Here is a 12341-nt window from a genome sequence, read left to right on the forward strand (position 1 = left end):
TTCTCGCCAGCCCTGGAGATCACGAAGGGATGTTCTGAACCCGAAACGGGCTGATTCGGCCGCAAGTGATCGCTGTCTTTAACTTTAGGTCGCTCCGCCCCTCCCGAGCTAGGCGGGTGCCCGTTACCCGCGTTTTTGTTACGATTGGAGGGGAAATCCTTATCGGGATAGCTGACGCGACGGAGCGATTTTGGATATGAGGATGATGAACCCCCAACCGGGGCGGCTTCGAAGATACAGTGTCGCCCTCGTGGCCGCTTTCCTTGCCTTTGCCGCGACTTATATCACCTGGCCCCTCCTCAAGCCAACCCCGTGGGCTTTCTTCTTCGCTGCCGTTCTGACGGCTGCTTGGTTTGGTGGTTTCGGGCCGAGCCTGCTCGCGACGGCAGCCTCGATCCTCATCGGCCAATATTTCTTCTTAGAGCCGTTCGGTTCCTTCCAGATCGGTCCCACAGGCATTGTCCCCACGCTGGTGTTCTTACTGGTTTCACTCTTCATCGGGCTCCTCGCCTCGTCCCGGCGGCAGGCCGAATCCTTCGAACGTGCGGAGCGACGAAGGTTCCAGGCCACCGTATCAAGCATCGGCGATGCCGTGATCGCCACCGACGGTGAGGGGCGCGTCACGTTCATGAACGGAATCGCCCAGGAGTTGACCGGATGGGATATCGCCTCGGCCCGTGGCAAGCGGCTCGAGGACGTGTTCGTCATCGTCAACGAGACGACTAGGGAGGCAGTCGAAAACCCGGTCGCCAAGGTCCTGGAGACCGGTCGAATCCAGGGCCTGGCGAACCATACGATCCTGATCGCCCGGGACGGCTCTGAACGCCCCATCGACGACAGCGCCGCTCCCATCAGAGACGACTCAGGCGAACTCGTAGGCGTTGTCCTGGTCTTCCACGACGTCACGGAAAAACGGAAGGCCGCAAAAGCCCTCGCCTATAGCGAAGCATTAAACCGGAATATCCTCGAGAGCATCACAGACGCATTCTTTGCCTTGGACCAAGAATGGCGGTTCACTTACGTCAATCCCCAGGCTGAAGTGGTCCTGGGGCGAGAGCCGGGCGATCTCCTGGGCAATGGACTTCTGGAAGCTTTCCCCGGCGTGGCGGGCAGCGAGTTTGAGAGGTCATATCGCAAGGCCGTCGACGAAAGAGTCGCCGTCTCTTTCACTTCGTATTACCCCGACCACGACCGCTGGTACGAGGTCCACGCCTATCCGGCAGTCGACGGATTATCCGTCTACTTCCGCAACGTCACCGAGCGTAGGCGTACCGAGGAGGCACTTAAGGTCAGCGAGGAGCAGTTGAGGCTGACGCTGGAATCGACCGGTCTTGGGGCATGGCATTTCGACCCCGCGACTTCCGTCCTCATCACGGATGAGCGTTTCCGGACCATCTTCGGCATCTCGGGGGATCAGCTCAGCTACGACGAGACAGTCGCTGTGATCCATCCTGAGGACCAGGCGCGCGTGCGGTCCGCCGTCGCCGCGGCGACTCGGCCCATCGATCCCGAACCTTACGCCATTGAATATCGCGTGGGGCGTCCCGACGGGGATATCCGCTGGATCTTCGCCAAAGGCAAGCCGAATCACGATGGCGAGAGGCTCCTGAGCTTCGACGGCACCATCAGCGACATCACCGAACGCAAGACCGCCGAAGAAGATCTGAAGGCGAGCGAAGAGCGTTACCGCGCGCTCTTCAACACGATCGACGAAGGTTTTTGCGTCATCGACGTGCTCTTCGAGGCCGATAGGCCCGTGGATTACCGGTTCCTGGAAATGAATCCGGCATTTGAAAAGCACACCGGGCTGCGCGATGTGACGGGCAAGACCGTGCTGGAGGCCGTCCCCGAGCACGAGACGCTTTGGATCGACGCCTACGGCAAGGTGGCTTTGACCGGAGAACCGCTGCGAATGATCCATGAGGTCAAAGTGCTGGGCCGTTGGTTCGAGGTTTCCGCGATAAAATATGGCAATGACGAAGGCCGGAAGGTGGCGGTCCTCTTCAACGACATCAGCGACCGCATGAAGGCCGAGCAACATCGGGAGCGGCTCCTGCGAGAGTTCCAGACCGAAAAAGAGCGTCTGGTCGAGGTCTTCCGGCGGGCTCCATCCTTCATGTGCGTCCTCACCGGCCCTGAACATATCTTCGAAATGGCCAATGATCGTTATTGCCAGCTCGTCGGACACCGAGACATCCTCGGCAAGCCGGTTCTCGAGGCGTTGCCGGAGATCAAGGGACAGGGTTTTGTCGAACTACTCGACGCGGTCTATCGCACGGGACAGCCCTATGTCGGCACAGACGTCGCCATCTGGCTGCAGAGCTCGCCCGACGGTCCAATGGAAAAGCGGTACTTAGATTTCGTGTACCAGGCTCTTCGCGACACGGATGGCGATGTCACCGGCATCCTCGCCCAAGGCATCGACCTGACCGAGCGAAAGCGTGCGGAGCAGGAAGTGAGATCGAAGACCGAGCGGGTCAATCTCCTCGTCGAGAACATCAAGGACTACGCCGTTGTCATTGCAGACGCGGAAGGAATGGTTCTGGAATGGCAGGGAGGGGCCGAGCGAATCACGGGCTATTCTCCCGTCGAGGCGATCGGGCAGTCGGCACATCTGCTGTTTACGCCCGAGGACAGGGCGGATGGTGTCCCCGAGAAGGAACTGGGGAAAGCGGCGGCGACGGGCCGGGCGGAGGACAAGCGCTGGCACCTCAGGAAGGGGGGGACGCGTTTCTATGCGGATGGCGTGATGACCGCCCTCTACGACGACTACGGGAAGCTCCGTGGCTTCGGTAAGGTTTTCAAAGACGCGACGGACGCGAAGGAAGCGGAGGAGTCTACGAAGCGGAGGGCCTCGCAGCTCCAGAGACTGGCCGATATCGCCACACGCATCAATTCGGCCCATGACGTCGATTCCGTGCTTGGGGTCGTGACCTCTGAGGCTCGCCTACTCATCGAGGCACACCAGGCCGCGACCAGCATGATGCTCAATCCGAGCCACCCCCAACCGATCAACGTCGTCTCGAACTCCGCCAAACATCCCGAAGGATCCCATCCGCCGAGTATCGACAGATTGATGTTTTATGAGGAGATGGTCTCGAATAACGAGGCGGTTCGCCTGACAAAGGAAGATCTGGATGTCCATCCGATGTGGAGGGCGGATCATGGAGAGTTTGAAACGGTGAACGGCTGGCTTGCCGCACCGCTCGTGGGGCGCAACGGTAAGAGCATGGGCCTCATTCAAATCTCGGACAAGCAGGAGGGTCATTTTACCGTCGAGGACGAAGCGATCCTGGTCCAGTTGTCGCAGCTCGCGGCGATCGCAATCGAGAACGCGAGGCTATATCAGGAGTTGCGAAGCAACGACGAGCGCAAGGACGAGTTCCTCGCCATGCTCGCCCATGAGCTGAGGAACCCACTCGCGGCGATCGGCAATGCCGTAAAGCTGGCTTCGAAATCAGAGGCCAGAGAGCACCTGGAGTGGTCGAATGGGGTTATCACCCGGCAGATGCAGCACCTGTCTCGGCTTATCGACGACCTGATGGATGTCTCGCGAATCACCCGCGGCAAGATCGTCCTTCGTCGGGATGTGACCGAGGCCACGCCAATTCTCGAGAGCGCGGCCGCCACGGTCAGGACGCTGGTTGAAGAGCGAAAGCACACGCTCGAGCTGGATATTGACCGGGGCAATCTTTGGGTCGACGGAGACCCGACCCGACTCGAACAGGTCGTCGTAAACCTCCTGAACAACGCCGCCAAGTACAGCGAGAACGCGGGCCACATCTGGCTTTCGGCCAGAGTGGAGGACGTTGAGGTTGTCATCAGCGTCCGGGATAGCGGCGTGGGCATCCCGCCTGAGAGGTTGCCGGAGATGTTCGAGCTGTTCGCCCAGGGAGATCGGTCGCTGGCACGATCCGAAGGGGGCCTGGGAATCGGCCTCACCGTGGTCAAGAAACTCGTGGAGATGCACGGGGGATCGATCACGGCTCAGAGCGAAGGGCCCGGAAAGGGAAGCGAATTCGTGATCCACCTCCCGCGCGTGCAGGAGCCGATCCTCGCAGGGGCGACGGGTAACGGCCAGAAGGATCAAGTGCATCGCAAGTCGAGGATTCTCGTCGTTGACGACAACGTGGATACGGCTCGGGGCATGGCTCGGCTGCTCAAACTCGTCGGTCATGAGGTCGCGACTGCCCACGACGGACACGAAGCCATTCATGTCGCCCGAGAGTTCGAGCCGGAATTCATCATGCTCGACATCGGCCTGCCGGGCATGAGTGGCTATGAGGTCGCCGCCAAGCTCAGGAAAGAATCCTGCTGCGAGGATGCGATGATCGTCGCCGTCTCCGGCTATGGCCAAGAGGAAGATCGACGCCGTTCCAGGGAAGCGGGGTTTGACTTCCACCTTACCAAACCTGTCGATCTTGACGCCTTGCTCGCGCTACTCTCCCATGGCGCGAACGGTCAGCGATAGATCGGGAGCTCTCAGGAGATCGACGCCCCAGCGACGCCCGTCGGCCGGAGCAAGTGGACTGCTCGAAAACAGCGTGGGTCCCTACGTCGTAATGGCCGGGGGTGCTTGCGAGGCGACGGCGAGACGGGAGTTTTGAGCCGAGAGCGATCACCAGAAACACCGAAAGCCGGGTAGGGGTTGCCTACCCGGCTCCGGTTGTGGGTGCGTTGCCTGCCGCTCGCGGCGGCTGCAATGTCGGGCGGTCGAGCCGCCGGACAGCATAAATTTTTGGCGCGGGGCGCGGGCAAGGCACATTGTTAGTATCGGCTCACGGTTGGCTGGGCTTGAGCGAAAGCAATCGTCCTAGAGCCGCCGGGCGTGGGCCGTGTGAAATTGGTTCATGCCTGCTTATGCTTTCTCGTTCCCGGCCCAATCAATGCAGGGGCGTGCTGAACGGTCGCCCCAGAACCTCCTCAGTAAGGGCATGGGCACCATTCGCGGGACTTCGTGAAGAGTAGACAGCCACTGCCATTGCAGATATGACAGATAATGATGGCCGCCTCCTCGACGGAAACTCCATTTTTTGGGTCGCGCCGTGGGGCTGACTATCATCAGGAATGCGGCGACGTCGCATTTCGCGATCGTGACGGTATGCCGCCAAACTGGTTTAGTGGCGAAATGAGCCACACACCGGCTGAAGACGCAGGCGAAGGCGTGAGTCTTCCGCCCAACCCGAACCCGAGCCCGGATTGGTCACAGGACGATCCGGCCCATCCCGGCTTCGTGGTCCACGGGCTCGATGACACGCCGGGGCCGAAGGCCTACTACATCCATCTTGAGGCCAAGCCCGGTAAGGAGGACCTGCTGCAGGCCTTCCTGCGGGACATCAACGCCGGAGTCGACCAGGAGCCCGGGACCGGACCCTGGTTTGCGCTTCGCTACTCAAAGACGACGTTCTTCATCTTCGAGGCCTTCCCCGACGTCCAGGCCCGGCACACCCACGATGGCGGCCCGGGAGGCCGGAACTTCCTGCGGTCCGAGTTGCTCCACGACATGCTGGCCTTCCCGGCCCAGCTCTACCGTCTCGACGTCCTCCACGGCAAGTTCGGGGTGATGCTCGGCAAGCCGATCAAGCCAGCCTGATGGAAGGGAAGTGCGGTGTCTGGGTGCGGGCCATCGAGGCGATTTAGCCGTGGTGGTCCAGTTGATCGGCTCGCCGAAGCCCAACGAATTGCAGGTGGGCGCACGCTAAAATCCCGGGACCTTCCATGGCCTCCGGGAGCGGTTCGCTTTACGCAGCGTTTGCGACGGATGGCGTTGATTCGATCGTCGGGTCGGCGTTCTTCGTCTCGAACAGCGGAGACGGCTTTTCCCGCTTGACGGGAGTAGGCGTCTTCCCCGTCAGCACGTCGATCGTGCGGCGGAGCCTGGTACTCACCCCTGCCTGCGCAGCCTGGCTCCGGATCGCGCGATAGAGGATCGGGCCGAATTCTGGCCCGTATTCCCGAACGTAGTTTTCGAGACGTCGCATCATATTTTTCCTTGTCTGAAAACGGCCGCATCGGCAGTCGTAATCGTTTATTTGTGCGGTTAAGTAAATATATTAATGGAAACAGGTTGGTTCGGAAAATCGGGCGAGTTCCACGGCGGGAATTCGAAGGTTATCTGTCCGAGAAATGGGCCCACTCGCGACCGCCCGACCGAGTGACCATTCGGCACGCGCATTGCTGTACTTTGGTCCACATTCGCCGCCTCTTGAGAGCATCGTCGATGCGGGAGGCGGCGTGGGCCAAAGAGTGAGATTGGACCGATGAGCGACCGGAAGGCACCCGACACCGAGAACGGCGCGATCAAGGACCCGGCCGAATGGACCACCGGCGAGGAGCCGATGACCGGGGCGCAGGACTCTTATGTCCACACGCTCGCGAGGAAGGCCGGAGAAGAGGTCCCCGAGGACATGACAAAGGCCGAGGCCTCGATGAAAATCGACGAACTGCGGGAGAAGACCGGCGTCGGCGAGGCTGCGAAGAAACCGAAGGCCAGGAAAGCCTGACGCGCCGGCCCCGTAATATGCGGAAGGTTCGAGGCTGTCGCCTCAACTCGGGCGACCGTGATAAAATGGTAGAGGGAAAGGTGGCGGCCTGCCAGCGAGCGGGTCGCTCATTCCCATCTCTCGCCCATGGGGCCGAAACCCGTGGCGGCTCACCGACTCGTTAACGAGGCATGCGGTCCAGCGGATTCAACAGAAGTCTTGGGACTTCGATGCTCGGAAGGGGAGGGGGAGGAATAAGCAGGACAGGGTCGAACTCGCCACGCGGAAGTGGCGGTAGCGGTGCGTTGGAGACTCGTATGCGTGATCGCTGTGGTCGATTACACCGAAGCACGCCGCGTCTGCGTGCCGAATCCGTGTTCCAATCACGTACGTGTCAATAGCTAGCGACTACCGTGGACACTTCGCTCGCCTTCCATTCCGTGTAACGCGCGACGTTTACAGTAGGTCGCTCCAACAATATCGAGCGGACAGTCGGGATAAGTATTTTTCGAATTTCGAAATTTCGAATCCCCGCCGACATCCCTATAGCCGGGGCAGGAGTGCCCCGGTTCTCGGGATGTCGCTTGCTGCATACTCCTCGGGGTATCGACTCCGAGCCATTCGTCCTGGGTCGATTTCGCAGGATCGAGGGCTACGGAGCCGTTGGCGCCGAGGGGGGCTTGGGGGTGTCCTTGGAGTCGGAGGTGTAGAAGACTTCGCAGAGGGTCCCGAGGAGTCGGCCGGCGGCGGCGGTGGCGTCGGTGACTTCGGAGTCGGTGACGTCGAGAGGGACGTTGTTGAGGAAGAAAGCGAAGACGAGCGGCCGGCCCGAGGCGGTCTCCATGTAACCGGCCAGCGCCTTGCTGAGGAGGACTGACTTGCCGTTCAGGCCGTTGTCGACCCAGTAGGTCCCGGTCTTGGCACGGGCGTGCCCTCGGGCAGGGCTGTCGGAGGCGACGGACTTGGCGAGGGTGCCGTCTCGGCCGAGGACGGGGAGTGCCGCCTCGTATGCGGGGAAGTCGCGGCGGGCGGCGAGGGATCGCAGGAGCGCGACTGTTGCCCGGGGGGTGACCAGGTCCGCGCGGGAGCCGCCGGCGCCGCCGCCGAACGAGATTGTCGAGACGTCCACGCCCAGGTCCTTCAAGAGTTCCCCCTCACGCTTGAGGCCGGATTCTAGGGTCCGCTCGCCGTGGTGCGCCGCCACGAGCAACGGGAGGGTGCTCGCGTGGAGGTTGTGGCTCACCTTGAGGATCACGCGAAAATATTCACGGAGCGGGGGCGAGGTGTACTCGGCAACTTTCGGAAGTGCGGCGACCTCGGGGCTCGTGGGGAGCCGGTCGGCCGGGTTGTTGCCGATCGCCGCGGCTTCGACCGCGACCCCTCGTCTCCGCAACGTCTCGATCAGAAGGGTACGGGCGAACGCGGCCGGCTCCTCGACCTCATAGATCTTGACCACGGGCGCATGGCCGACGGGGAGCTCGCCGCGGACCGAGAACCGCCGCGATCCCAGCGAGCGGACCTCCAGGCGGGGCTTGCCCCCGGCCGCTACCGTCTCGACTTTCGCCTCCATCGAGGCGAACGACGTCGCGGGAATCATTGCGACGGAAGCGGGTTCCCCAGCCTTGGCCGAGGGGGTCACCAGGACGTCGATGAGGTTGTCGTTGACGATGATCGGACCGACGCGCGAGGGGCCGCTGCCCGAGCTCTCGTTCGAGTCGAAGTAGCGGTCGTCGACGAGCACGTCGCCGGAGATCGTTTTGATCCCCGCGGCATGGACCTCCCTCGCCAGTTGGTCGAGCCCGGAGAGGGGGTCGACCGGGACGAGCTCTCCTTCGAAGTGGCCTCCCGCATACGTATGGTCGTGGTCTCGGAAGAGCAGGGTCCCCTCGGGACCGGTCCTTCCCCCGAGGCTAAGGTCGCCTCGCGCGACCAGGATCAGGTCACCCTTGAGCGTGCCGTCTTTGCCGACCTCACCCCGGCGGACTATCGGCGTCTGGAAGCGATAGTCGGCACCCAGGTCGGCCAGGGCCGCGGCGGTCGTGAAGAGCTTGGTCACCGAGGCCGGGCAGAAAAATTGGTCCGCGTTTCGCTCGTAGAGGGTCGACCCTGTGGTGGCGTCGACGACGAGCAAGCCCCAATGGGCTCTCTCGTATTTCTTGGTCGCGAGGACGCGATCGACCCGAGACTCGAGTGGTTCGGCTCCCGCAGCCGGCAGAGACGTGGCGAGACCGAACAGGAACGCCCAGCATATCGACCGATTCGCCATGGACTCGTCCTCGAGACCGGCCGTCACGGCGATGACCTCGACCTCGACGCCCGCCATGGACGTTGATCGTCGCGTGACCGAGAACGACCGGCATCCCCCTTAGGTACGGAGACCCTTGCGCGGATCGTTTGAGGAGGCCCTCAATACCGACGTCACTTCATCAAGAACGGCGGGCCAACGCGGGGCACGGATACCCGATCGACTCATCGCTCGCCGAGCGATGGACCTAGATCTCTAACGCAAGGATGCTCTGGCGTCAGGAGAGGGGAGCAGGCGGCCAAGGGTCCGGGGCATCCGTCAGGAAGCCGGAGCCGACTTGGCCCGGGTGGTCGGCCGAAATCGAGGTCGCGGATCGGACGGCCCGGAACGTGAGGTGGGGTAGGGAACGCTCCAACCTTGGGAGAGGAGGGTGGGGGAAGGATTAACGAGCGAGGCGGAGCTGCGTCGCCGCAAAGAATCCGCTCAGAGTCAGCCGGCCGACGGCGGCCACGGGGCTCCCGTGGCAGAGGTTCTCGCCGAGGTCTTCAAGCCAGCCCCGGTCGGGGACAAGCGACGCCTCGGCCTCGACGATCATGAGGTCCTTCGGTCGGCCACGAGGGGCAACCTGGAGGACCAGCCGCGATCCCACGCCGGAGGCCCTTGCGGGCTCGACCCAGGAATCCACGATCGCTCCTGTCACGACCATTTCCGTATCCATGTCCTGCTCCTCCTCGCCCGTATCTCGGCGAAGACCGGAGGTATTAACTCCATGACCAGATGCATCCATCATAGCGGGCGGTAGGTCGGGGGGCAAGTTCGATCCTCCGCGAATCTGGTCGGGTGCCTGGAGGGACGACCTAACTAAACGGAGTTCTGCAGCGACGGAATGAAGACACTCATCTTTCGTGCCAACGCGGAAGAGGCGTCGAGAAACGGGCCGAGTCGATAGGCGTTGTCAACGAAGGGCAGGCAAGGGGCGTGGCGTGCCTGTAAGCCGGATTCTGTCGAAAACATAAATGTTTTCGGATGATCATTTCTCTCGGACGCCGGTCGCCCGGCGTCTCCAGCGACCTACCCGGGAGTCGTAGCGGATCGGGCCAATCCGCCGAGGTGACCCGATCTTTCGACCGGACCGGCCCCGTTGCTCCCTTATTTGGTCTTGCTCCCGGTGGGGTTTGCCGAGCCAAGCCGGTCACCCGGCCTGCTGGTGAGCTCTTACCTCACCGTTTCACCCTTACCGCGGCGACTGGGTCGACCGCGGCGGTCTGTTTTCTGTGGCACTTTCCCTTCCCGAAATCGGGCGGTGGGCGTTACCCACCACCGCGCCCTGCGGAGTCCGGACTTTCCTCCTCGGCATGTCCCCGCCCCATGTTTCCATGAGACCAAGCGCCGAAGCGATCATCCAACACGCCACGTCCCCCTTCATCATAACTCCTTCAGAGGGATTCTCAAACGCTTTTCTATACCTGCGAACGATTCCTCTCGGACTGTGAACCACCACCTGGCCGAGAGGTTGACCCGTCCCGTCGTTTCGACCGCCCTCGCAAGATTCTTAGGCACAAATTTCCTATTTCGCCCAAATCGTTTATACTGTGAATAACCCCCAGGTTAGGAGGCACCCTGATGTCCATCCGCGATTATCTCCAGAGCCAACACGTCTGGTTCCAACCCCTCTTGCACGCGCCCGTGCCTTCGGCGACGAAACTGGCGCATGTGATTCACGTCTCCGGCCACTGTGTGGCCAAGGGGGTCCTGGTCCGGGCCGAGGAGTCTTATGCCCTGGCGGTCCTGCCGGCGACCAGTCGGATCGATCTCGTCCGGCTGGCCCAGGCCTTGAGCGGTCGCAAGGTTGAGATCGCGAGCGAGGATGAGGTGGAGCGCATCTTCGGCGATTGCGAGCGAGGCGCCCTTCCTCCGTTCGGCCGGCTCTACGGTTTGACGACCGTGGTCGACGCGAGCCTTTCGGGCGGGTCCGAGATCGTCGTCACCGGGAACACTCGGCATGAAGGGATGCGGATGCGGTATCGCGACTACGAGGCGCTCGAGTCTCCGATCCGCGCCCGCTTCGCCCACACGACGACCCCTCGACAGCGCCGGCCACCGCGGCGACAAGCGGGCTGAGTTGCCCTCGCGGCTCCATCCCATCTTTCCGGCCACGGCCCGAGGGCTCTCGTCTCCGACGGCCTTCGGCTCTTGTTTTCGGCGTTCGCCGCGGCGAACGGCCGGCTTTTTCCGAAAGAATGAGGAGGAGATCTCGGTCCGGAGGGCTCGGCCGTCGACTTGCCGAAGAGGGAGCAACGCCCGCCCGGATTTGGACTTCGTTCGACTCTGGCCCAACCCCCTTCCATGGAAGGGGGTGCCCGTGATTGCGGCGGAGGCGGACGGTCCGTTAGAGTCGTCGAAAGCGACGTGTGATCGATCGCGACCGGCAACTTTCTAGCGGAGTCCGAACCATGTGCAAATGGGCGATCGGCCTGGCCCTGTCACTCGCGAGCGTCATCGGATTGGGAGCAGACGCGAGCGGAGCCCCACTCACGATCGGTGACGATGCGCCCCCGATCGCGGTCTCGTCGTGGATCAAGGGGGAGAAGGTCGACAAGCTCGACCCGGATCGAACCTACGTCGTCGAATTCTGGGCGACCTGGTGCGGACCTTGCCGGGTGAGCATCCCCCACTTGACTGAGCTCCAGAAGGCCTACAAGGATCGAGGGGTTTCGATCCTCGGCATCAGCGTTTGGGAGACCGACCCGACGGAGGTCCAGCCGTTCCTTAAGGAAATGGGCGACAAGATGGACTATAGCGTCGCCGTCGACGACGTCCCCAAGGGAGAGAAGGCCGAGGCGGGCAAGATGGCCATGGCCTGGATGGACGCATCCGAGGAGGCGGGGATTCCGACCGCATTCATCGTCCGGAAGGGGAAGATCGCCTGGATCGGGCACCCCATGCAGATGGACAAGGTCCTTGAGAAGGTGATCACCGACAAGTGGGACCTTGCCGCGGCGCTCGGTAAGAGGAAAGAGGAAAAGGCGCTCGAGGGTAAGATCGGTGCGCTCGGCGAGACCCTGCGACCACTCCTGAAGGACAAGAAGTTCGACGAGGCGATTGCCGCTCTGGATAAGGCATTCGCCGACGACCCCTCGCTCGAGCGGGCCTTGGCCGTCCAGAAGATCGGCATCCTGATCCGAGGCGGTCGTGCCGACCTCGTCTCGTCCTATGGCGCGAAGCTCGTGGACACCCTGTTCCACGACGAGCCGAACGGGCTGAACGCGATCGCCTGGTTCATCGTCGACCCCGGCAGCCCTCTGCCACTCGACAAACGCGACATCAAGCTCGCCCTCAAGGCCGCCGAGCGGGCCAACACCCTCACCGAGGGCAAAGACCCCGCCATCCTCGACACGCTCGCCAAGGTCCAGTTCGACTCCGGCAGCCCCGCCAAGGCCGTCGAGACCCAGGAAAAGGCCGTCGGCCTCCTCGCGCCCGGGGTGGACGACAACGGCATGAAGGACCGCCTCGATCAGTATCGAAAGGCGGTCGCAAGCGAGAAGAAAGAATGAGCTGGGCTCTATCTCTCTGATCTTCTAAATTTGATCACTTCTTCCGCAACTCGGCCTTGC

General features: G+C 62.3%; 8 protein-coding genes and 1 other RNA gene. 5 read left to right on the top strand and 4 right to left on the bottom strand.

Annotated features, from left to right (window positions below; genetic code table 11):
* Window positions 1-202: 202 nt before the first annotated feature.
* Together ACYOEI_RS23235 and ACYOEI_RS23240 are read left to right on the top strand one after the other, a co-directional pair.
* A complete protein-coding gene (locus ACYOEI_RS23235) occupies window positions 203-4471 on the top strand; it encodes a hybrid sensor histidine kinase/response regulator (RefSeq protein ID WP_462851995.1) in 4269 nt (1422 codons plus the stop codon).
* 657 nt (window positions 4472-5128) lie between these two features.
* Complete coding sequence (locus tag ACYOEI_RS23240; RefSeq protein ID WP_462851997.1) at window positions 5129-5593, top strand: putative quinol monooxygenase; 465 nt, start codon at window positions 5129-5131, stop codon at window positions 5591-5593.
* Window positions 5594-5741: 148 nt separating this feature from the next.
* On the opposite strand, the gene ACYOEI_RS23245 is transcribed toward ACYOEI_RS23240, so the two are convergent.
* Window positions 5742-5984, bottom strand: coding sequence for a hypothetical protein (locus tag ACYOEI_RS23245; protein WP_462851999.1), 243 nt, complete (start codon window positions 5982-5984; stop codon window positions 5742-5744).
* A 276-nt stretch (window positions 5985-6260) separates the two neighbouring features.
* Between ACYOEI_RS23245 and ACYOEI_RS23250 the strand changes: the two genes are divergently transcribed.
* Window positions 6261-6503, top strand: a complete 243-nt coding sequence (locus tag ACYOEI_RS23250; protein WP_462852001.1) for a DUF3072 domain-containing protein — start codon at window positions 6261-6263, stop codon at window positions 6501-6503.
* Window positions 6504-7134: 631 nt separating this feature from the next.
* Here the strand turns inward: ACYOEI_RS23250 and dacB are convergent.
* From dacB to rnpB, 3 genes are all read right to left on the bottom strand, one after another.
* Window positions 7135-8805, bottom strand: a complete 1671-nt coding sequence (dacB, locus tag ACYOEI_RS23255) for a D-alanyl-D-alanine carboxypeptidase/D-alanyl-D-alanine endopeptidase (RefSeq protein WP_462852002.1) — start codon at window positions 8803-8805, stop codon at window positions 7135-7137.
* 364 nt (window positions 8806-9169) lie between these two features.
* The gene (locus tag ACYOEI_RS23260) at window positions 9170-9445 is read right to left on the bottom strand and encodes a hypothetical protein (RefSeq protein WP_462852004.1); all 276 of its coding nucleotides are present in this window, start codon (window positions 9443-9445) and stop codon (window positions 9170-9172) included.
* Window positions 9446-9701: 256 nt separating this feature from the next.
* An RNA gene (gene rnpB, locus ACYOEI_RS23265) (RNase P RNA component class A) lies at window positions 9702-10141 on the bottom strand.
* A gap of 209 nt (window positions 10142-10350) precedes the next feature.
* Here rnpB and ACYOEI_RS23270 point away from each other — a divergent pair.
* Both ACYOEI_RS23270 and ACYOEI_RS23275 read left to right on the top strand, forming a co-directional pair.
* Complete coding sequence (locus ACYOEI_RS23270) at window positions 10351-10848, top strand: aminoacyl-tRNA deacylase (protein WP_462852006.1); 498 nt, start codon at window positions 10351-10353, stop codon at window positions 10846-10848.
* Between the two features lie 332 nt (window positions 10849-11180).
* On the top strand, window positions 11181-12281 hold the full coding sequence (locus ACYOEI_RS23275) for a TlpA disulfide reductase family protein (protein WP_462852008.1): 1101 nt from the start codon (window positions 11181-11183) through the stop codon (window positions 12279-12281).
* Window positions 12282-12341 lie beyond the last annotated feature (60 nt).

This window comes from Singulisphaera rosea (assembly GCF_054877945.1).

Coding starts and splice junctions, on each gene's coding strand:
- ACYOEI_RS23235 (WP_462851995.1), top strand. CDS start 203: ATGATGAACCCCCAACCGGGGCGGCTTCGAAGATACAGTGTCGCCCTC.
- ACYOEI_RS23275 (WP_462852008.1), top strand. CDS start 11,181: ATGTGCAAATGGGCGATCGGCCTGGCCCTGTCACTCGCGAGCGTCATC.
- ACYOEI_RS23270 (WP_462852006.1), top strand. CDS start 10,351: ATGTCCATCCGCGATTATCTCCAGAGCCAACACGTCTGGTTCCAACCC.
- ACYOEI_RS23250 (WP_462852001.1), top strand. CDS start 6,261: ATGAGCGACCGGAAGGCACCCGACACCGAGAACGGCGCGATCAAGGAC.
- ACYOEI_RS23260 (WP_462852004.1), bottom strand. CDS start 9,445: ATGGATACGGAAATGGTCGTGACAGGAGCGATCGTGGATTCCTGGGTC.
- ACYOEI_RS23245 (WP_462851999.1), bottom strand. CDS start 5,984: ATGATGCGACGTCTCGAAAACTACGTTCGGGAATACGGGCCAGAATTC.
- dacB (WP_462852002.1), bottom strand. CDS start 8,805: ATGGCGGGCGTCGAGGTCGAGGTCATCGCCGTGACGGCCGGTCTCGAG.
- ACYOEI_RS23240 (WP_462851997.1), top strand. CDS start 5,129: ATGAGCCACACACCGGCTGAAGACGCAGGCGAAGGCGTGAGTCTTCCG.